The organism is Streptomyces sp. NPDC127129 (assembly GCF_042671585.1).
GTDB lineage: Bacteria > Actinomycetota > Actinomycetes > Streptomycetales > Streptomycetaceae > Streptomyces.
In genome coordinates, this window is record NZ_JBHXTV010000011.1 from 19,195 (window position 1) to 39,987 (window position 20,793).

General features: G+C 74.7%; 15 protein-coding genes. 6 read left to right on the forward strand and 9 right to left on the reverse strand.

Going from position 1 to position 20,793, the window contains the following annotated elements; all coding sequences use genetic code 11:
- Nucleotides 1-136: 136 nt before the first annotated feature.
- Nucleotides 137-559 (forward strand): hypothetical protein, encoded by a 423-nt coding sequence (locus ACFVGW_RS21475; RefSeq protein ID WP_352191524.1) that lies wholly within the window; start codon nt 137-139, stop codon nt 557-559.
- A gap of 109 nt (nt 560-668) precedes the next feature.
- On the opposite strand, the gene ACFVGW_RS21480 is transcribed toward ACFVGW_RS21475, so the two are convergent.
- The 5 genes from ACFVGW_RS21480 to ACFVGW_RS21500 all read right to left on the reverse strand — a co-directional run bounded on the left by ACFVGW_RS21480 (nt 669) and on the right by ACFVGW_RS21500 (nt 9,356).
- Nucleotides 669-5,441, reverse strand: a complete 4,773-nt coding sequence (locus ACFVGW_RS21480; RefSeq protein WP_385853140.1) for a hypothetical protein — start codon at nt 5,439-5,441, stop codon at nt 669-671.
- 45 nt (nt 5,442-5,486) lie between these two features.
- Nucleotides 5,487-6,419: a hypothetical protein gene (locus tag ACFVGW_RS21485; RefSeq protein WP_385853141.1), complete on the reverse strand. Its 933-nt coding sequence runs from the start codon at nt 6,417-6,419 to the stop codon at nt 5,487-5,489.
- Nucleotides 6,416-7,018, reverse strand: coding sequence for a hypothetical protein (locus ACFVGW_RS21490; protein ID WP_385853142.1), 603 nt, complete (start codon nt 7,016-7,018; stop codon nt 6,416-6,418). Before ACFVGW_RS21490 ends, ACFVGW_RS21485 begins: the two co-directional genes overlap by 4 nt.
- Nucleotides 7,015-8,541, reverse strand: coding sequence for a hypothetical protein (locus ACFVGW_RS21495; protein WP_385853143.1), 1,527 nt, complete (start codon nt 8,539-8,541; stop codon nt 7,015-7,017). Before ACFVGW_RS21495 ends, ACFVGW_RS21490 begins: the two co-directional genes overlap by 4 nt.
- Before the next feature lie 110 nt (nt 8,542-8,651).
- Nucleotides 8,652-9,356 carry a GntR family transcriptional regulator gene (locus tag ACFVGW_RS21500; RefSeq protein ID WP_385853144.1) on the reverse strand — a complete coding sequence of 235 codons (705 nt, stop codon included), beginning with the start codon at nt 9,354-9,356 and terminating at the stop codon, nt 8,652-8,654.
- Between the two features lie 173 nt (nt 9,357-9,529).
- Here ACFVGW_RS21500 and ACFVGW_RS21505 point away from each other — a divergent pair, with 173 nt between their 5' ends.
- The 5 genes from ACFVGW_RS21505 (at nt 9,530) to ACFVGW_RS21525 (ending at nt 13,304) form a co-directional block, all read left to right on the forward strand.
- A complete protein-coding gene (locus ACFVGW_RS21505) occupies nt 9,530-10,810 on the forward strand; it encodes an MFS transporter (RefSeq protein ID WP_383225870.1) in 1,281 nt (426 codons plus the stop codon).
- The gene (locus ACFVGW_RS21510; protein ID WP_385853145.1) at nt 10,807-10,977 is read left to right on the forward strand and encodes a hypothetical protein; all 171 of its coding nucleotides are present in this window, start codon (nt 10,807-10,809) and stop codon (nt 10,975-10,977) included. The genes ACFVGW_RS21505 and ACFVGW_RS21510 overlap by 4 nt, the downstream gene beginning before the upstream one ends.
- A gap of 79 nt (nt 10,978-11,056) precedes the next feature.
- A complete protein-coding gene (locus ACFVGW_RS21515; RefSeq protein WP_383291332.1) occupies nt 11,057-11,821 on the forward strand; it encodes a LamB/YcsF family protein in 765 nt (254 codons plus the stop codon).
- Nucleotides 11,818-12,444: an allophanate hydrolase subunit 1 gene (locus ACFVGW_RS21520; RefSeq protein ID WP_352191501.1), complete on the forward strand. Its 627-nt coding sequence runs from the start codon at nt 11,818-11,820 to the stop codon at nt 12,442-12,444. The genes ACFVGW_RS21515 and ACFVGW_RS21520 overlap by 4 nt, the downstream gene beginning before the upstream one ends.
- Complete coding sequence (locus ACFVGW_RS21525) at nt 12,441-13,304, forward strand: biotin-dependent carboxyltransferase family protein (protein WP_385853146.1); 864 nt, start codon at nt 12,441-12,443, stop codon at nt 13,302-13,304. The genes ACFVGW_RS21520 and ACFVGW_RS21525 overlap by 4 nt, the downstream gene beginning before the upstream one ends.
- Nucleotides 13,305-13,321: 17 nt before the next feature.
- On the opposite strand, the gene ACFVGW_RS21530 is transcribed toward ACFVGW_RS21525, so the two are convergent.
- The 4 genes from ACFVGW_RS21530 to ACFVGW_RS21545 form a co-directional block, all read right to left on the reverse strand.
- Nucleotides 13,322-16,924 carry a hydantoinase B/oxoprolinase family protein gene (locus ACFVGW_RS21530; RefSeq protein WP_385853147.1) on the reverse strand — a complete coding sequence of 1,201 codons (3,603 nt, stop codon included), beginning with the start codon at nt 16,922-16,924 and terminating at the stop codon, nt 13,322-13,324.
- Nucleotides 16,921-17,880 carry an SGNH/GDSL hydrolase family protein gene (locus ACFVGW_RS21535; RefSeq protein WP_385853148.1) on the reverse strand — a complete coding sequence of 320 codons (960 nt, stop codon included), beginning with the start codon at nt 17,878-17,880 and terminating at the stop codon, nt 16,921-16,923. The genes ACFVGW_RS21530 and ACFVGW_RS21535 overlap by 4 nt, the downstream gene beginning before the upstream one ends.
- A 254-nt stretch (nt 17,881-18,134) precedes the next feature.
- Complete coding sequence (locus ACFVGW_RS21540; protein ID WP_385853149.1) at nt 18,135-19,313, reverse strand: glycosyltransferase; 1,179 nt, start codon at nt 19,311-19,313, stop codon at nt 18,135-18,137.
- Complete coding sequence (locus ACFVGW_RS21545) at nt 19,310-20,437, reverse strand: glycosyltransferase family 4 protein (RefSeq protein ID WP_385853150.1); 1,128 nt, start codon at nt 20,435-20,437, stop codon at nt 19,310-19,312. Before ACFVGW_RS21545 ends, ACFVGW_RS21540 begins: the two co-directional genes overlap by 4 nt.
- Nucleotides 20,438-20,793 lie beyond the last annotated feature (356 nt).

Here is a 20,793-nt window from a genome sequence, read left to right on the forward strand (position 1 = left end):
GTTCCGGTACGGAGCTGGGGAAACCTTTTGCCCTCGTCGAGCGTCATTGTGTGCGGGGAGGGGTGTCTCCGTGTAAAGCCACTCAAGGCGGGCAGCCACCCCTGAGGGACGTTCAGCGGTGGGGAGTGACGACACGATGGAGCACGAGGCGCGGTCCGCGCGGCAGTTGTGGGTGGAGGACGAGAAGGGCCGGCGTCGTCTGCCGGATCCGGTGCGAACCGCCGCCGTACGAGCCGTGATGATCACGTCGGTGACACTGATACAGGCGATGGTGGCCTTCCTCTGCGCGGTCACGGGTTCGTGGCTCGCGTTTCCGATGCTGCTGACCACGGTCGGCAGCACCGTCGTGGCGACGTGGGGCGTCCTCGACGTGTGGGTGACGCGCCAGGTCTGGAAGCAGCGGAACGGCGTGGTGTCCGAGCCGAGCAGTACGGCTCGGACGTCGCGGCGCGAGCGGCGGCGGGCGGAGAAGGCCACACGGACGGCGGAGGCCGATCCGGGCCAGGGGGCCGCTTCGATACGGCGTGCGGAAGCACCGGCGCTGTCCGAGGCGGCCTGAGGTCACGGACCGTGAGCCTCGGGCCCGTTGACGCGGCTTGAGGCGACGGCGACGCAGCGCACGAGGAACGGCCCGGCACCCCACCTGGGGGCCGGGCCGTTCGTCGTACTCACGGGGCGACGGGCTCCTCGACCGGCGAACGGCGGAACATCCGGGTCGCTGTGATCTCGCCGTGGACGGCGCCGTCCTCCGCGGTGGGCTGCGGAAGGCCCGGGCGCAGGTGCTCCTCCACGCTGATGTACTTCAGTCCGGCCCGCAGGTCCGCGTCGTTGCGCAGCCGGATGACCAGGGGGAACTCCGCGAGCGCGGTGGTGTCGAACAGACCGGTCGTGTACAGCAGCTGGACACCGAGGGCGTCCGAGACGGCCCGCTGCAGTTCGAGGAGGTACGTGGCGTTGGCGCGGCCGATCGGGTTGTCCAGGAACAGCGTGCCCGCGTGACGGTGCTTGTCGCGGCCCCGGTCGTTCGAGCGCAGCGCGGCCATCGTGCAGTAGAGCGCGATGGCGGCGGTGAGGAGCTGGCCGCCGGAGAAGACGTCGCCCATCTGTCCGACCGGAACCCGCTCGGCCCGCAGCACGGCGTCCGGCTTGAGGATCTCCACCGCGATGCCCCGCGGTTCGAGCGCCGCCTGAACGCCCCGGAGGAGCAGGGACATGCCGTCGCGGCGCAGGTCGGAGTTCTTCTTGACGGCGGAGCGGGTCGCCTCGTCGATGACCTCGCCCAGCCGGTCGGTGAGGGTGGCCTGGTCCGGCTCCTCGAAGCGGATGCGCAGGAACTCCTGGCCCGACCACTCGCCGAGCCCCTCGGGCAGCCGGGACAGCCGCTGCGCGGAGCGGAGCGTGGTCAGCGCGGACTCCACCAGACCGCGCAGCCGGTCGACGATCGAGTCGCGGTTGCGCTCCAGCTGCTCCAGTTCGTCGGTGAGGACCCGCAGCCGGGGCGCGAAGGCCTCGGCCCACTTCGCGGCGTGCTCGGGGAGCGCGGCGGCGGGCAGCTCGCGGATCTGCTGGCGGGCGGGGGTGCGGACCTGCTCGTAGCGCGTCGAGTTGGCGTGCCGGACGAGGATGTCGCTCGCCTCGCGGACGGCCGCGTCGGCCGCGGAGAGCTCGGCGGAGCAGGCGCGCAGCGAACGGCGTGCCTCGGCGGCGGTCTGCCGGGCTTCCTCCAGCGTGCCGGGGTAGGTCTCGGGCCCGTCCTCGTCGTCCTCCGTGTGGTCTCGGAGGAGGTCGCGCAGGAGTCCCGCGGTCTCGTCGAAGCCGCTCGCGGCGTCCTCGGCGGCGCGGTGGGCGCGTAGGAGGCTCGCGTGCGCGGTGCGCGCGGCCTCCAGGGCGTCGCTGCGGGAGGCGAGTTCGGTGGTCGCGGTACGGAGCAGGGTCTGTGCCTGCTCCGCGTCGGCGGGGACCAGTTCGTCGGGGAGCTCGGTGTGCGACGCGCCGTCCTCGGGGGCCAGTCGCTCGGCCTCGCCACGGAGCCGGCCGAGCTTCTCGCTCGCCTCGGAGGCGCGGGTCTCCAGCATCTGGACCAGGGCCTCGGCGCGGGCGGCCGCGGCCTGGCGGGACGGGCCGTCGGCGCCGTCGGTCGACTCCAGGAGCTGTTCGGCGCGGGTGCGGACCTTGTTGGTCAGGCGGTCCAGCTCGGCGAGCGCCGCCGACTCGTCGCTCTCCGCGCGCGCCTGCTCGGCGCGGAGGTCCGCTCCGACGCCGACCTTCTCGTACAGCTGGGACGCGGCGCGGTACGCCTCGCGGAGGGTGGGGAGCGCGGTGCGTGGCGCGGCCGGGTCCTCCTCGGGCAGCTGGTCGGGTGCGCCGGCGATCTCGGCGCGCTCGGCACGCAGGGCGCGGGCGGTGCGGTGGGCGTCGTCGGCGGCACGCTGGGCGGCCCGGCGGTCCTCGTCGGCAGCGCGGGCGCGCTCCAGACAGGTCTGGGCGCGGGCTTCGGACTCGGCCGCGTCGTCGGCCAGTTCACGGAGCTTGGCCTGCCAGGCGGAGCGCTCGCGCAGCCGGAACGCGAGGCCGGCCAGGGCGTCTGCGGCGCGGCGGGCGCGCTGGGCGGCCTCCTGCCGCTCGTCCCGTACGCGAGCGGCGTCGGCGGCTGCCTCGTCAGCCTCGGCCCGTACCGTACGGGCTTCGGCGAGGGTCTCCGCCGCGGCTTCGGCGGTCTCGCGGGCGGTGGCGGCGACGGCGGCCAGCTCGGCGAGCATGCCGGGCGGGCAGTCGGACCGCCAGGAGCCGATCCGGGCGGCGAGGGAGCGGTCGCCGGTGAGCCGGGCGGCGAGGTTGCGGATCTCCTCGTCGCGCGCGGCGGCGCGGGCGCGCAGGGCGTGCCGCTCCTCGTCGGCGGCGTGCTCGTCGTGCATGGCGGGGTTCGGCGGGACGAGGAAGACGCCCTGGTCCTCGCCGGACTCCGGGCTCGGTACGGGGGCGAGGAGCGCGGCGGCCGTGCCGACGGCGACGGTGGAGCGCGGCAGAAGGGCGGCCGTGCTCAGCACCTCGCGGGCGCGGGTGTACGAGACGGGGTCGGTGATCACGACGCCGTCGACCAGCTCGGGGCGGGCGGCGAGGACGGCGGCGTGGTCGGCGGGGTCGACGGCCTGGGCGAGGTAGCGCCAGCCGGGGAGGGCGGGGATGCCCTGCTCGCCGAGGTACTCGACGGTGGCCAGGACGTCCGGGCCGGGCGGAAGAAGTCCGCCGTCGCCGAGCGCGCCGAGGATGCGGGAGTCGTCGGCGGCCGCGGTGCGCAGGTCGAAGAGCTGGCGTTCGGCGGAGGCGATGGACTGGTCGAGGAGCCGGCGCAGTTCGTCGGCGTTCCGGTCGAACTCGGTGACGGTGAGCGGGCCGTGGTCCGTCAGGGAACCGGTCGTGCCGGCGGGGCCGAAGGCGGCACCCGGGGCGGTCTCCGCGTCCGGTCCGGTCTCGCTCGGGCCGTCCGCGCCGTCCGCGGCCTGTGCGGCCTGCGAACGGCCCGCTGCCGGGCCCTCGCTGGCCGGCGCCGTGCCGCTCTCCGCCGCGCGCTGGCCCGGCAGCGGGGACGTCGGCCGGGGCGGCAGGCTCAGGAGTTCGGCGAGACGGTCGTCGGTCGCGAGGGACTCGGCGGCGCGGCGCTCCGCGTCGTAGGCGTTCTCGGCGGCCTCGGCGGCGTCCGTGGCGCGGGCCGCGGCGAGTTCGGCGCGGGACTCGGCGGCGGCGGCCTCGCGGGCGCGGTCGGCCGCGGCGCGGGCGGCGTCGCGGGCCGCGTCCCAGGCGGCGACCGTGGTCTTCTCGGCGTCGCTCGCGGCGAGGGCCGCCCGGGCCGGGTCGGCGTCGGGGGCGGTGTCGTCGAGCCAGCCGGCCCGTACCGCCTCGGCGGTCTCCTGCTCGACCTCGGCGAGGCGCTGGCGCAGGTGTCCGGCCTCGCTGCGGGCGCGCTGGGCCTCGGTGGCGGCGACGGTGGCGTCGCGGTGGGCGGTCTCGCCGGTCTCCTGGAGGGCCGCCGAGCGCTCCTCCTCCTCGGCCGCGTGGCGCTCGCCGTCCTCCGCGGCGGCGTGCAGGGCCCGTACGAGATCGGCGGCGGCCTTGGCTCGGGCGGCGAGCGCGGGGGCGGCGTCGCGCTCGGCCTCGCGGATGGCGGCGGCCACGCGCGCGGAGCGGTCGCCCGCCGCCCGGTGGCGGAGCACGGCCTCCGCGGCCTGCCAGGCGGAGTGCAGCGTACGGGCATCGGTGAGCTCGCGCCGCTGGGAGGCGGCGCCCTTCTCGGCGACGGTCAGGGCCAGGGAGGCGTGCCGGTAGGCCAGTTCGGCCGCGATGAGCGAGCTGCGGCCACGGCCCGTCTCGGCCTCGGAGACGGCGTGGGCCGCCGAGGTGACCTGCTGGGCGAGCTCGGCGGCGCGGGCGCGTTCCTCGGTGGCGCGGGCGGAGAGCCGGCGGGCGAGCGTACGGGTGCGGCGCTCGGCTCCGGCGTGGATGTCACGCGCGCGTGCCCGGGTCTCGGCGGACTCCACGATGCGGCCGAGGAGGTCGACGGAACCGGCGGTGAAGTCGCGTTCCGCGGTGAGTTCGGCGCGCCGTCCGAGCTTGTTGCCGAAGCCGCTGACGAGATCGGCGAGCCCGTCGGTGTCACGGGTGTCCGTGACGGCCCGCAGGAGCAGATCGGTGAAGTCGGAGTCCTTCTTGACCGCGAAGAGGCCGGCGGCCTCGCCCTCGTCGGCGTTCATCTCACGCTGGTAGCGGAAGAGTTCGGGGTCGAGGCCCAGGTCGCCGAGGTGCTCGTTCCAGCGGTCGTGGATCTCTTCCCAGTAGACCTCCAGATGCGGGTACGCCTTGCCCGCGTCCGTGAGGGCGTCCCGGAAGCCCTTCATGGTGCGGCGGCGGCCCTGGGCACCGGAAGCGCCCTCGGCCGGCGGGCGGACGGACGTGGCCTCGGCGACCGGCAGGTTGTCGAGGCTGAGGCCCGGGCCGGGGCGGAAGGAGTACCAGGCCTCGGCGAACTTCCGCGGGTCGTTGGAGACCTGGCGCCCGCGCCACTCGCTGGCCTTGCCGACGACGACCAGTTCACCGGTCAGGGTGTGCTGCCACTCCAGGGCGACGTGGCCGCAGTCGTCGGCGAGCAGGAACTTGCGCAGCACGCCGGAGCTGGCGCCGCCGAGGGTGTTGCGGTGGCCGGGGAGCATGACCGAGAAGATCAGCTTGAGGAGTACGGACTTGCCGCCGCCGTTCTCCAGGAAGAGCACGCCCGCGGGGGCGGGTCGGCGCGGCGGGCCGACCGGCTCCTCCTCGAAGAACTCCGCCTGGGTGGGTGCGGGGTGGGGCACGGGGGCGCCGACTCCGCGCAGGTCCAGGACGGTGTCGGCGTAACGCGCACCGGCGGGACCGATGGAGTAGAGGCGGACCCGGGACAACTCGTACATGGCGGCGGACTCTCGTCGACTGGTTCTGTGATTTACGCGGGGCGGTTACGCATGGAACGGGAGGCCGGCGTCGGCGGCGAGCTCCAGGTCGTCGCCGTCGGGCGGCGGCAGGAGGGTCGCGGAGCCGTCGCTGACCGGGACGACGCCCAGGTCGAGGAGCTCCGCCATGGCGGCGCTGCCGGCCATGTCGCGTACCTGGAGCTGGTAGCGGGCGGTGGTGCGGTAGGCACCGCCCGAATCGTCGCCGGTGCGCTGCAGGAAGCCCGAGTCGGTGAGGAAGGCGACGGCCTTGCCGACGATGCCGGTGGTGGAGCCCGCGAGGCGGCGGGCGTCCTTGGTGGCGCCGGTGGAGCTGCGGCGGGCGTAGATCCGCCAGGCGGCCTCCAGGCCGGGGGCGTCGGAGGCGGGGTCGGTGTTCTCGCCCTGCTGCTCGGCGCGCTCCTCGAGGCGGCGGCAGGCCTGACGTACGAACGCGTCGACGCCGTTCACGGTGAGGCGGCCGATGTACCCGTCGTCGGCGAGGTCCTCGGGTCGGGGGAACGCCATGGCGGCGACGGCGAGGTGGGCGAGGCCGTGCAGGAAGCGGTCGGCGGAGTCGGTGGAGGCGCGGCGGGCGTAGTCGCCCATGCGGACGGCGAAGACGGAGTCCTCGCCGGCGGTGACGGCCATGCCCGCGCGCGGGGAGACCTCCAGGACGACGAGTCCGAGCCCGGTCGCGACGGCGTCGGCGAGGCGCGCGAAGGCGGGGTCCTCGCGGTAGCGCCGCAGCAGCTCGGTGTACTCGGCGTCCCGGGCGGGCAGCAGCTTGGGCTGCAGGCCGAACGACACGAGCCGCGCGGCGTCGGCCGCGTCGGCGGGCGTGACGGGCGTGGTGGCGGGGCTGTGCGGCGCGGCGGCGGGGCTGTGCGGTGCGGCGGCGGTGTGCGGGGGCTCCGGCTCGCTCCACGCGTCGGCGTGCTCGGCGTGGTGTTCGCTCACGGCTGGGGCTCCTCGGGAGGGCTGGTGGTCGGCGGCGCGGTGGGTTCGGGGCGGGGCAGCGGGAGACGGACCGGCGTCACGCTCACGGCGCGCCGCCGGGGCGGGGTCTGGGCACCCGGCTCGGGCGCGCGGGCCGGGGTGAGCCGGACGGCGCGCACGTACGGGGCGGGGCTCCGCCGGGCGGGCGCGGCGGGGCGCGCCGCCGGAGCGGGCTCAGGGGCGGGCGCAGGGGCCGCGGCCGTGGCCGGTACCGGGGCGGGCGCGGGCGGGCGCCCCGCGGGGGCCGGTGGCGGGGCGGGCTCGAGCGGGCCCGCCGCCGGGGCCGGGGCGGGCTCCGGTGCCGAGGCCGGGGCGGCGGCCGATGCCGGGGCGGGCGGGCCCGCCGCCGCGGCCGGGGCGGATGCCGGGGCGGGCGCGGGGGCCGCGGCCGCGGTCGGCTCCGCCTCCGCTTCCGCCTCGGGAGCCTCTGCCGTGGGCGCGCCCTCGGAGCGCGCCGGCGGAACCGGCAGCGGCTCGGGCGCCACGTCCGGCGTCGCGTCGGGCATCGCGCCGGACGTGGCGTCGGACGTGGCGTCGGGCGACGCCTGGTCGGTGGTCATGAGGCCTCCGTGCGGTCCGCTGCCATGCCCAGCGCGTCCAGGAGCGCTGTGCCCACTATCAGGTCGGCGCCGCCGAACTCCGGGTCGTCGAGCTGCGTGCCGTCGTCGACGGCGAAGAGCAGGCGCTCCTCGCCCTGGCGGTACGCCGTACCGACCGGCGGGCTCGCCGCGTGGACGGCGAGCAGAGCGACCAGGTAGGGAAGGTCGGGGTCGCGCAGGCGGGCCTCGGCGAGCAGGCCGGAGAGCCGGCGCGGGGCGTCGTGCTCCAGGTCGAGCAGCTCCATCGCGCTCGCCAGCTGCTCCTCGCTGAAGCGGCTGTCGTCGGGCGTGGCGATCAGGTCCGGCTCGGGCATCTCCGCGCCGAGGTGCTCACGCTCGACGGGCGGCGTGAGAAGCATCTCGACCAGGTCGCCGACGCGCACGGAGGCCGGGGTGCGCAGTCCCGTGCCGCGCGCGAAGAACGCGTCCGTGACCTTGATCGCCTGCTCGACGGGGAGCGGCAGGATCGGTGCGACGAGCTGCCCGTACAGGTCTATGCCGGTGTACGAGGTGGGGGCGGCGAACGCCTGCCGGTCCTGCTCCGCGCGGAAGAGCGGGCCCGCCTCCAGGAGGCGGGACTGGAGCTGGGTGTGGCGGCGGATGCAGTCCTTGACGATGTCGACGAGCTCGGCGGCGCGGCGCTTGTGCTCCGGGTCCTCGGCCTCGTCACGGGCCTTGCGGATGTTGGTGAGGATCGCGTTCTCGTGGCGGTAGCGGTCGGCGACGTGGTCGAGCGCCTCGGCGATCATGTCCGGGACGGCCTGCAGCCAGTCCACCGCGCGCACGTTGCGCCGGGTCGCCTCCAGGGTCTTGCGGAGGGTCTCGGCGTACTGCACGGTCCGGTACCGCGCCTGCTCGGCGGCGAGCTGGGCGTCGGCCAGCCTGCCGCGGCTGATCAGGACCTCCAGCTTGACCTCGGCGGCGATCTGGGCGCTGGTGACGTCGGTGTCGAGCGCGCCGACCAGGACGTTGACCGCTTCGTCCGTCGTACGGAGGTAGACGCCGCCGCCGTAGCCGGGGACCTCTTCGATCAGCTTGAAGTCGTAGTCGCGGCGGGTGTAGACGCCGTCGGCACCGAACGTGCCGTACACCGCCCGGAAGCCGCGGTCCACGCTGCCGACGTTGATCAGGTTCTCCAGGACCCAGCGGGCCACGCGCTCGTGCTCGGCGGCGGGGCGGGCGGGGGCCTGGGCGGCGACGCGGGGCAGGAGGCGGGCGACGATCTGCTCGTGGTCGGCGCCCGTGTCGAAGTCCATGTTGAGTGTGACGAGGTCGATGGCGGCGAGGGCGACCTCGGCCATCGCGTAGACCGAGTACTCACCGGCCAGGTTCGCCTTGCGCGTGTCCAGGTCGTGCAGCGGGGCGGTGCACGCGAGCGCGCGAAGCCGCCGCGCGAGCCCTTCGTCGGCGGCCGGGCCCTGCGCGGGCCGCGGCCCCGCGCTGAGCTGGGGCGGAACGAAGTCCGTCGAGGCAGGCGAAGTCACGGTGCACAGATTAGGTCCTCGAACTGACAACGGTCGAAACGGCGCAGATGCGACCCCGCAGGGTGACGGGTCGTGGTAGCGCGGCGGCGAGCCGTCCGGACGCGCGCCGCTCAGGCCTCGGGGGCCTCCGGCTGCTCGACCGCCTTCGCGTACGCCTCGACGATCCGGGTGCGGGAGTCGTCGAGATAGCGGGCCAGCAGGTGTTCCGCCGTTGCACGGTCACCAGCGAGCAGCGCGTCCAGAATTTCCCGGTTTCGCACGAGATAAGGCTCATGGAGGCCGCGCGGGTCGTCCACAGTGTGGAAGGCGAGACGGAGTTCGGCGAGGACGCCCCGCATCAGCTCGTCCGTACGCGCGCTGCCGGCCAGGGCGACCAGTTCGCGGTGGAAGTGGATGTTGGCGGTGGAGACGCCCTTCCAGTCCTCCGTGCGCGCCGCCTCCACACCCTCCCCGACCGCGGCGGCGAGACCGTCCAGGGCGAACGGCGGCTCCCCGAGACCTCGGACGACGGCGCATTCGACCAGGCGGCGGGTGCGGTAGATGTCGGCGACGTCGTCGACGGCCAGGACCCGGACGAAAACGCCCCGGTTGAGTTCGTGGACGAGCAGCCGTTCATGGGTGAGCAGGCGGAACGCCTCGCGCAGTGTGTTCCGGGACACGCCGAGCGCGCCGCCGATGCTGTCCTCGGAGAGCCGGGTGCCGGGCGGAAAGAAGCCCTCGGCGATCCGGGTGCGCAGGATGTCCGCCACCCGTTCCGCCGTACTGGTCCGTCCGAGCAGCGCCCGGTCGTCCGCGAGTTCGCCGATTCCGCCCACCGTGCCCCGATCCTTTCGTCGTCCGCGGCCGAGTCAATACCAGGTCCCTCAGGGACACAAGAACGTGACGACATACCTCTTGTCGGATCGTTGAACGATCCTCTACGTTGACGACACCGCACGGTCCTCCAGCACGTCACTCAGCACGCCTCCTCCCCCTCTGCGAGGTGCACATGAGCACGACACAGACCAAGCAGCAGATCCAGGGCGAACGGCCCGACGACACGGGCGCGTTCGCCTGGCTGCGCGCCCTCGGGCCCCGCGGGCGGCGCGCCTTCGGCGGCGCGTTCGGCGGATACGCCCTGGATTCGTACGACTTCTTCACGCTGCCGCTCTCGATGGTGGCCATCGCCGCCTACTTCAGCCTCGACAAGGGCCAGACCGGTCTGCTGACCACCGTCACCCTGGTCGTCTCGGCGATCGGCGGTGCGCTGGCCGGCATCCTGGCCGACCGCATCGGGCGCGTGAAGGCGCTGATGATCACCGTCGTCACCTACGCGCTCTTCACCGTCCTGTGCGGCTTCGCGCCCAACTACGAGACGCTGATGCTCTTCCGCGCCCTGCAGGGCCTGGGCTTCGGCGGCGAGTGGGCGGTCGGCGCGATCCTGGTCGCCGAGTACGCCTCGGCCAAGCACCGGGGCCGTACCCTCGGCGGCATCCAGAGCGCGTGGGCGGCCGGCTGGGCGCTGGCGGTGATCGTGTACACGCTCGTCTTCGCGTTCGTCGACGCCGACCTGGCCTGGCGGGTCATGTTCTGGACGGGCGCCCTGCCCGCGCTGCTCGTGGTGTACGTCCGGCGGAACGTCGAGGACGCGCCGCAGGCCGCCGAGATCCGGCGCACCGCCACCGAACGCGGCTCCTTCACCGCCATCTTCAAGCCGTCCCTGCTGCGCACGACGCTCTTCGCGGTGCTGCTCTCCACCGGCGTCCAGGGCGGCTACTACACCCTCGCCACCTGGGTCCCGACCTTCCTGAAGACCGAGCGGGGGCTGACGGTCGTCGGCACCGGCGGCTATCTGGCGTTCCTGATCTCCGGGGCGTTCATCGGCTATCTGACCGGGGGCTACCTCACGGACGTGCTCGGCAGGAAGAAGAACATCGCGCTCTTCGCCGCCCTGTCGGCGCTCTCCGTCCTCGCGTACACGAACATCCCGTCCGGAGCGAACACGCTCCTCCTCGTGCTCGGCTTCCCGCTCGGCTTCTGCATGTCGGCCATCTTCAGCGGGTTCGGCTCCTTCCTCGCCGAGCTGTACCCGACGGCGGTGCGGGGCACGGGTCAGGGCTTCACCTACAACACCGGCCGGGCGGTGGGCGCGGTCTTCCCGACCCTGGTGGGCTTCCTCGCCGAGAGCTGGGGCGTCGGCGGCGCACTGATCTTCGGGGCCGTCGGCTACGGCCTGGCGGTCCTCGCCCTGCTCGGTCTGCCGGAGACCCGCGGAAGGGAACTCGTATGACGACGACGGCGGTTCCCGACCCCCGGACGGCACGCGCGCGTGCGGCACGCGGGTTCGCGCCGCAGGCCGCCGTGACGGACTCGCGTCCCCCGTTCGCGATCACCCGCTCACCGGGCCGGATGCTCGTCACCGAGGTCCGCGACTCCGCGTACCGGGTCACCGCCTGACACCGGTCTCAAGGCCGCACACACCGCACCACGCGCACCGCACGCACCACCACCGCCGTACGACCGGAAGGAAGGGACCATGACGGGGGCCTCGATCGACCTCAACGCCGACCTCGGAGAGGGCTTCGGCCGCTGGACGCTCACCGACGACGAGGAGCTGCTCTCCGTCGTCACCAGCGCCAATGTGGCCTGCGGCTTCCACGCCGGAGACGCGGTCACCATGCGCCGCGTCTGCGAGCTCGCGGCCGCGCGGGGCGTGCGGATCGGGGCCCAGGTCTCGTACCGCGACCTGGCCGGCTTCGGGCGCCGCTCGATGGACGTCCCGGCGGACGAGCTGGCGGCCGAGGTCGCGTACCAGATCGGCGCGCTGGACGTCTTCGCCCGCGCCGCCGGTTCGCGGGTCTCGTACGTCAAGCCCCACGGCGCGCTCTACAACCGCGTGGTCCGCGACGAGGAGCAGGCGGCGGCGGTCGTCGACGGAGTGCTTCTCGCGGGCGGCGGGCTGCCGGTCCTGGGGCTGCCCGGCTCCCGGCTCCACGACGCCGCGGGGAAGGCGGGCCTGCCGGTGGTCGCCGAGGCCTTCGGCGACCGGGCGTACACGGCCGACGGTTCCCTGCTGCCACGGGGGCAGGAGGGGGCCGTCGTCACCGACCCGGCGGAGGTCGTCGAACGCTCGGTGTCCATGGCCCGGTTCGGCGTCGTGACCGCGCACTGCGGGACGTCGGTCGCCGTGCGGGCGCGCTCGCTCTGCCTGCACGGGGACACCCCGGGCGCAGTGGGTCTCGCCCGGCGGGTGCGCGCCGAGCTGGAGGCGAGCGGCGTCGGGGTGGAGGCGTTCGCGTGAAGGCGCGTCGGGTGTTCCGGGTGGGCGAGCGGGCGCTGCTCGTCGAGCTGGGGAGCGGCACGGAGACGGAGGCGTTCCACGCCGAGCTGCTGCGCCGGCGCGCGGGCGGTGCGCTGCCGTCCGTACGGGAGATCGTGCCGGCGGCGCGGACGGTGCTGCTCGACGGGGTCGACGCGCCGGACCTCCTTGCCGGCCAGTTGCGGGAGTGGACGATTCCGCCGCTCCACGCGCGCGTGGAGCGGGCCGTGGAGGTCCCGGTCCGCTACGACGGTCCCGATCTGGCCGAGGTGGCCGCGCTGTGGGGCGTGTCCGTGGAGACGGCGGTACGGATCCACTCGGCGACCGAGTTCCGGGTCGCGTTCTGCGGGTTCGCCCCCGGCTTCGGCTATCTGACCGGTCTCGGCGATCCGTACCAGGTGCCGCGCCGGGCCACCCCGCGTACGTCCGTCCCGGCCGGTTCGGTCGCGCTCGCCGGGCCGTACACGGGCGTGTATCCCCGTTCCTCCCCCGGCGGCTGGCAGTTGATCGGCTCCACGGACGCGGTCCTCTGGGACGCGGGGCGCGAGCCCGCCGCGCTCCTGACGCCCGGTGCCCTGGTGCGTTTCGTGGTGGAGAGCCGGTGACCGATCGTGCGTTCGCCGTCGTACGGTCCGGAGCGCTGGCTACCGTGCAGGACCTCGGACGGACCGGGTACGCGCATCTGGGCGTACCCCGCTCGGGGGCGCTGGATCCGGGCGCTGCGCGGCTGGTGAACCGGCTGGTGGGCAATCCGGAGGGCGCGGCGGTCCTGGAGACCACGGTCGACGGGTGCGCGGTGCGGCCCCGGTGCGCGGTCACCGTCGCCGTGGGCGGCGCGCCGTGCCCAGTCACCGTCGACGGCAGGCCGGTCGCCTGGGGCTCGGCGGTACGGGTGCCTGCAGGCGCTGTCCTCGACATCGGCCGGGCCGTCCGTGGGCTACGGGCGTACGTGGGGTTCGGTGGGGGGATCTCCGTCGAACCCGTCCTCGGCAGCCGCTCGACCGATCTGCTGTCCGGGCTCGGCCCGGCGCCGCTGGCGGACGGGACCGTGCTGCCGCTGGGGGCGGAATCGGCCGTACGGGGGGCGGTCGACGCTCCTCCGTGGCCGGGCCCCCCTGACGAACTCGTCCTGCGGGTGCGGCTGGGGCCGCGCGACGACTGGTTCACCCGTGAGGCGCTGCGCACCCTGGCCACGCGCGCGTACCGGGTGTCCAGCGCGTCCAACCGCATCGGCCTGCGCACCGAGGGACCGCCTCTGGAGCGGGCGATCACCTCCGAACTCCCCAGTGAGGGCATGGTCCTGGGCGCGGTGCAGGTGCCTCCGGACGGACGTCCGGTGGTCTTCCTCGCCGACCATCCGACGACCGGCGGCTACCCGGTGGTCGCGGTGGCCCGCGAAGCCGACCTCGCCGCGGCGGGGCAGGCTGCGCCGGGGACGGTGGTCCGGTTCGTGCCGACGGGTTGAATGCGGGCGGCGAGCCGTCAGCGTGGGGGACCGTAGCCTCCGCCGCCGGGGGTGCGGAGGATCAGGACGTCGTCCGGGCCGACGTCGGTGGTGTCGACACCGGCGAGGTGCTCGACGGTGCCGTCGGCGCGTTCCACGAGGTTGTCGCCGCGTGTGCCCGGCTCTCCGCCCGCCATGCCGTACGGAGGGATCCTGCGGTGGCCCGTCAGCAGGGCGACCGTCATCGGTTCGAGGAAGCGGATCCGGCGTTCGACGCCCTCTCCTCCGTGCCATCGGCCGCGCCCGCCGCTCTCCTTCCGTAGCGCGAAGGAGTCCACGCGGACCGGGTAGCGCCACTCCAGGATCTCGGGGTCCGTGAGCCGGGAGTTGGTCATGTGGGTCTGGACGGCGTCGGCGCCCTCGAAGCCGTCGCCGGCGCCCGAGCCGCTCGCCACCGTCTCGTAGTACTGCACGCGCGCGTTGCCGAAGGTGACGTTGTTCATCGTGCCCGAGCCCTCGGCCTGGACGCCCAGGGCCGCGTAGAGGGCGCCGGTGACCGCCTGGGAGGTCTCCACGTTCCCGGCGACGGTCGCGGCCGGGTAGGAGGGCGCGAGCATGCAGTCGGCCGGTACACGGACGTCCAGGGGCTCCAGGCAGCCGCTGTTGAGCGGGATGTCGTCGTCGACGAGGGTGCGGAAGACGTACAGCACCGCGGCCATGACGACGGAGGTGGGCGCGTTGGCGTTGCCCTCCTGCTGCGGCGAGGTCCCGGCGAAGTCGATGACGGCGGAGCGCCGTTCGCGGTCGACGCGGACCGCCACCTGGATGACGGCGCCGCTGTCGGTCTCGTAGCGGTACGAGCCGTCGCTCAGCCCGGCCACGATCCGCCGTACGGACTCCTCGGCGTTGGCGCGTACGTGCCGCATGTACGCGTGGACGACGTCCAGGCCGAACTGGTCGACCATTCTCCGCAGTTCCTCGATGCCCTTCTCGTTGGCGGCGATCTGCGCGCGGAGGTCGGCGAGGTTGGTGTCCGGGTCGCGGGACGGGTGCGGGGCGCCGGTGAGCAGCGCCCGCGTCTCCCCCTCGCGCAGCCGCCCGTCCCGTACGAGCAGCCAGTTGTCGAAGAGGACGCCCTCCTCGTCGACGGTCCGGCTGAAGGCCGGCATGGAGCCGGGGGTGATGCCGCCGATCTCCGCGTGGTGGCCGCGCGAGGCGACGAGGAAGAGCAGCCGGTCGCCGGCGTCGGCGAAGACCGGGGTCACCACGGTCACGTCGGGCAGGTGGGTGCCGCCGTGGTACGGGTCGTTGATCGCGTAGACGTCGCCGGGGCGCAGGGAGTCGCCGCCGCGCCGCAGGACCTCCTTGATGGACTCGCCCATGGAGCCGAGGTGGACGGGGATGTGGGGTGCGTTGGCGATGAGGTTGCCCTCGGGGTCGAACAGGGCGCAGGAGAAGTCGAGCCGCTCCTTGATGTTGACGGAGTGGGCGGTGTTCTCCAGTCGTACGCCCATCTGCTCGGCGATCGCCATGAAGAGGTTGTTGAAGACCTCCAGGAGGACCGGGTCGACGTCGGTGCCGACCGCCACGCGCGCGGGGCGGGGTGTCGCGCGGGTGAGGACGAGGTGTCCGCCGTCGCCCGCGGTGGCCTGCCAGCCCGGGTCGACGACGGTGGTGGCGTCGGCCTCGGCGAGGATCGCGGGCCCCGTGACGGTGTCGCCCGGGCGCAGGTCCTCGCGGTGGTGGAGGGGGGTGTCGGCGGCGGCGAGGCCGCTGTGCATCCGTACGGTCGCCCGGGGCGCGGGCTCCGCGGACCGGTCCCCGCCGCGCTCCCCCGCCTCGACGGCCACGGGACCGTGCGGTCCGGCGAGTCCCACGGCCTCGACGGAGACGGCCTCGACGACCAGGGGCCGGTCCATGGTGAAGGCGTACCGCGCGCGGTGGACGGCCGTGAACGTCTCGCTCATCTCCTCCGCGGGGGCGAGGTCGACCTGCAGGCTCGCGTCGGTTCCGGCGTAGCGCAGCAGCACGCGCGCGTGGGTGGTGATCGCGGAGTCGGGCAGCCCGTCGGCGCGCAGCTCCTCCGTGGTGCGCTCGGCGAGTTCGTCGCAGAGTCCCGTCACGCGCGCGTGCGTCCCCTCCGCGTCGAGTTCGGCCTCGACCGACTGTTCGCGCATGGCCGTGGCGTCGGCGAGCCCGATGCCGTACGCCGAGAGGACGCCGGCCAGCGGCGGTACGAGGACCGTGTCGACGCCCAGGGCGTCGGCGACGGCGCAGGCGTGCTGGCCGCCCGCGCCGCCGAAGCTGGTGAGGGCGTAGCGGGTGACGTCGTGACCGCGCTGGACGGAGATCTTCTTGACCGCGTTGGCCATGTTGAGGACGGCGATCTCCAGGAAGCCGGCGGCCACCTCTTCGGGAGTGCGGCCGCCTCCGATCTCCTGGGCGAGGGCGGTGAACTTCTCCCGCACGACGGTGTCGTCCAGCGGCTGGTCGCCGCCGGGTCCGAAGACGGCGGGGAAGTGGGCGGGCTGGACGCGGCCGAGCATCACGTTGGCGTCGGTGACGGTCAGCGGGCCGCCTCGGCGATAACAGGCGGGGCCGGGGACGGCGCCCGCGGAGTCCGGGCCGACCCGGTAGCGCTGTCCGTCGTAGTGGAGGACGGAGCCGCCGCCCGCGGCGACGGTGTGGATGTTCATCATCGGCGCGCGCATCCGTACACCCGCAACCTGTGTACCCAGTTCACGCTCGAACTCGCCCGCATAGTGCGACACATCGGTGGAGGTGCCGCCCATGTCGAAGCCGATGACCCGGTCGAACCCCGCCTGTCCGGCGGTTCGGGCCATGCCGACGACGCCGCCGGCGGGGCCGGACAGGACGGCGTCCTTGCCCCGGAAGTGGGCGGCCTCGCGCAGCCCTCCGTTGGACTGCATGAACATCAGCCGGATCCCGGCGAGTTCGCGGGCCATCTCGTCGACGTAGCGGCGCAGGATCGGCGAGAGGTAGGCGTCGATGACGGTGGTGTCGCCACGGGGTACGAGTTTGATGAGCGGGCTGACCTCGTGGGAGCAGCTGACCTGGGTGAAGCCGAGGGCGCGGGCGCGGTCGGCGATCCGGCGCTCGTGGTCGGGGCTGCGGTAGCCGTGCGTCAGGACGACGGCGGCGGAGCGGTAGCCGTCGCGGTGGGCGGACCGCAGCTCCTCGGCGACGGCGTCCTCGTCGAGCGGCCGCACCACCCGGCCCTGGGCGTCGACCCGCTCGGGCACCTCGACGACGCGCTCGTAGACGGCCTCGGGGAGCACGATGCGGCGGTCGAAGAGCCGGGGCCGGTTCTGGTAGGCGATCCGCAGGGCGTCGCGGAAGCCCTGGGTGACGAGGAGGACGGTCGGCTCGCCACGCCGCTCCAGGAGTGCGTTGGTGGCGACGGTCGTCCCCATCTTCACGACGGCGACCCGGTCGGCGGGCACCGGCTCGTCGGGGCCGAGTCCGAGGAGGAGACGGATTCCGGCGACGGCCGCGTCGTGGGGGCGGGCGGGGTCGTGGGAGAGGATCTTGCGGGTGACCAGCCGCCCGTCGGGCCGCCGTCCCACGACGTCGGTGAACGTGCCGCCACGGTCGATCCAGAACTCCCAGCGCCCTGTCATTTCCCCATTGTCGCCACCGGCGCGTCCAGGGACACGGCGGCGAGCGCGGCGGCCAGGGCGTGTTCGGCCCGCCGGTCGAGCCGAACGTCGGTGCCGCCCGCCCAGTGCCGCAGCTCTGAGCCCGCCAGGTGCAGCAGCTGGGGCAGGAGGTCGTGGCAGCGCCGCAGCACCCATCCGGTGCCGGCGGTGGCGAGCCAGACCAGCGCCTCCGTGCGGGTGGGCGGCGGTTGCTCGGGATCGGGCGAGGGCGCCGTGCCGTGGGCGAGGCCGCGGGCGGCGAGGAGCGCGTGGAACCGCGCGGCGATCGCCCGGTGGCCGCGTTCGCCGGGGTGGAGCCGGTCGGCGCTCCACAGGGCCCGGTCGTCGGTCCAGGTGCGGTCGGCGAGGTGGAGGTGGACGGTGTCGTAGCGGGCGGAGAGGGCGTGGACGAGCGTGTTGACGGCCTTCTGGCGCCGGGCGAGCGGGCGGGCGAGCGGCGGGGGGAGGCCGAGCATCCGGCCGGGGTCGGGCAGGCAGGCGGTGAGGAGGACGGCTCCGCTGGCGCCGAGGTCCGCGCAGACCCGGTCGAGCCGACGGGCGAGCTGTTCGATGTCGAAGGTGTGGCGCAGGGTGTCGTTGACGCCGACGACGACGGAGGCGAGGTGGGGGCGGAACGCCACGGCCTCGGGTGCCTGCTGTTCGGCCACTTCCCTGCTCTGGGCGCCGCTGATCGCGAGGTTACGGAATTCGAGGTGCTGCCCGGGTCCCGCGAGCCCGGCGGCGAGCAGCGCGGCCCAGCCGCGCCAGGTGCCGTCGACGCGGTCGCCGACGCCCTCGCTGAGGGAGTCCCCGAGGACGGCGAAACGGAGCGGGGCGGGCGGGGCGGGCGGTGTCGGAGGGGCACCGGGTTCGCGACGGGGGGCGGGGATGGCGTGTACGCGCGTGTGGCCGCTCTGGGGCTGGAGGACGGTGCCCATCTCGGAGATCGGATCCGATGTCCGGGTGATCGGATCCGGCGCGGGAGCGATGGGATCCAATGCCGGAGCGATTGGATCCAATATCCAGGTGGCGGGATCCGATGCCAGGGCGGTGGGATCCGATGTCCGGGCAGCCGAGTCCGACGCCTGGGTGATCGGATCCGATGTCCGCGCGGCGTCGGACGCCGAAGCGCCCGGCCCCGCAGGCTCGTCCCTGCACTCCGGGCTGTTCGCCGACGCAGGAAGTGCGGTCGTCATGTCCGCGCCCCCTGCGTCGGGACGCGGATCGTGGCCGGGGCCGCGTCGTGGGCTTCGAGGAACGCGGCGATGGAGCTGTCCCAGCCGAAGAGTTCGGCACGCGCGCGTGCCGCCGCGCGGCGGGACGGCTCCGGACCGTCGAGCACCGAGCGGACGGCTTCCGCGAAGGAGGCCGCGTCGTCCGTGGCACAGGCGCCCGCGTCACCGATGACCTCGGGGAGCGCGGAGGAGGCGCTCGCGACGACCGGGGTCCCGCAGGCGAGAGCTTCCAGGGCCGACAGACCGAACGTTTCGGCAGGCCCGGGGGCCAGGCAGAGGTCGGCGGAGGCCTGGAGGTCGGCGAGCGCCTCGCGGTCGTCGATGTGCCCCAGGAAGCGCACCGGGAGCCGCTCCTCCCGCGCCCGCCGCTCCAGGGCGACCCGCAGCGGCCCCTCGCCCGCCACGGCGAGCGCCGCCCGCACCCCCTGGCCGCGCAGGTGCGCGAGCGCGTCCAGGGCGGTTCCGGGCCGCTTCTCCACGGAGAGCCGCGAGCACATCAGCAGCAGCACCCGCTCGCCGTCCGCGTGCTTGGCCCGCAGGACGGTGCTGCGCCGCCCCGGCCGGCACCGGTCCAGGTCCACGCCGAGCGGCGCGCGCAGCACGTTGCGCGCCCCGATCCGTACGAACTCCCGCTCCGCCCACTCGGTCGTGCAGACGATCCGCGAGTACGCCCACGCCGTACGGCGGTTGAGCCGGTCGGCGGCCCGGGCCGCGGCGGCCGGGGGCACGCCCCAGGTCCGCAGGACGCCGTCGGCCGTCTCGTGGGAGACCATCACCGAAGGCACCCTGGCGCGTCGCGCCCACTCCCCCGTCCAGCGCAGGGTCGTGCGGTCGGAGACCTCGATGCGGTCCGGGGCGAGCTCCTCCAGGAGCCGGCGGACGCGGCGCCGGTCGGCGAGGACGCGGTAGCCGCCCGTGGCGGGGAGCACGGGTCCGGGGAGGGTGATGATCCGTCCCTGATCGGTGAGACGGTCGCTCTCCACGTCTCCGGGGACGATCAGGACGGGTTCGTGCCCGGCTGCGAGGTAGCCGCGACCGAGCTGCTCAAGGGCGGTGCGCAGGCCTCCCGAGGTGGGGGTGACGAAGTTGGCGAGCCGCACGATGCGCAGCGGCCGGGGTATCGCGGGGCCTCTCATGCCGCCACCGCCGTCCGCTCGCGCAGGACCTCCAGGTAGTGGCCTATCAGCTCGTCGCCGACGGCCTCCCAGGTCCGGCCTTCGACGGCCGCCCGGCCCGCCCGCCCGTAGGCGGCGCGCAGGGCCGGCGCCTGGGCGAGCGAGGCGACGGCGTCCCGTAGCGCGGTGGTGTCGTCCGGCGGGACGAGGAGACCGGTCCGGCGGTGGTCGACGAGGTCCAGCGGCCCGCCGGCGGCCGGGGCGACGACGGGGACGCCGCTCGCCATCGCCTCCTGCACGGTCTGGCAGAAGGTCTCGTACGGGCCGGTGTGCGCGAACACGTCCAGCGAGGCGAAGATCCGTGCCAGGTCGTCACCCGTGCGACGGCCGAGGAACCGGGCACCGGGTAGGGCGGCGCGCAGTGCCGGCTCACTGGGACCGTCGCCGACGACCACGACCCGTACACCGGGCAGTCCGCACACACCGGAGAGCAGCTCGACCCGCTTCTCGGGGGCGAGGCGGCCGATGTAGCCGACGACGAGTTCGCCGTCGGGGGCGAGTTCGCGGCGCAGGCCCTCGTCGCGCAGCTCGGGCCGGAAACGGACGGTGTCGACGCCGCGCCGCCAGAGCCGGACGCGGCCTATGCCGTGCGTCTCCAGGTCGCGCGCGGCGGCGGTGGACGGCGCGAGGGTGCGGTCGGCGGCGCCGTGGACGGCCCGCAGCCTGCGCCAGGCGGCGCCTTCCCCGGCGCCCATGTAGGTGCGGGCGTACCCGGCGAGGTCGGTCTGGTAGACGGCGACGGCGGGCAGACCGAGCCGGGTCGCGGCCGCCATGCCGCGTACGCCGAGCACGAAGGGGCCGGCGAGGTGGACGACGTCGGCACGATGGGCGGCGATGGCCGTGGCGAGGCGGCGGCTGGGGAGGGCGACGCGCACCTGGGGGTAGCCGGGCAGGGGCAGGGACGGTACGCGCACGACCGGGCAGGGCGCGTCGGTGTCGGGGGTGTCGGTGGCTCCGGCGACGGCCGGAGCGATGACGAGCGGGTCATGACCGCGGCGGACGAGGTGGCGCGCGGTCTGCTGGGCGCAGTGCGCCACACCATTGACATCGGGTGGGAAGGATTCGGTGACGATGACGACACGCATACCGGTGTTGTCGTCGCGCCCGGCGTGTTCCCGCCGACATGCATCTGGACGCCCGGGGAACGTCCCATGAGCGTTTGCCCCTCGGGCCGGGCGGCGCCGTACGGCCGCCGCCGGGATCCGTCGCCCCGCCTCACGGCCCCGCGAGCCCGCTCCTCTCGGCGCCCCACGTCAGGGGGCCGAGGCCGTGATCGGTGCGCCTGGGGCCGCGGCCGTACCCGCGCACCGGAACGGGCACCGAGGCCCGGGGTCGGACCCGAGGCCCGAGGCCGGACCCGAGGCCCGAGGCCGGCCCCACGGCCGCGGCTCCGGACCCTGGGTCCGGACCCCGGGTCCGGAGCCGAACCCCGGGGCCCAGC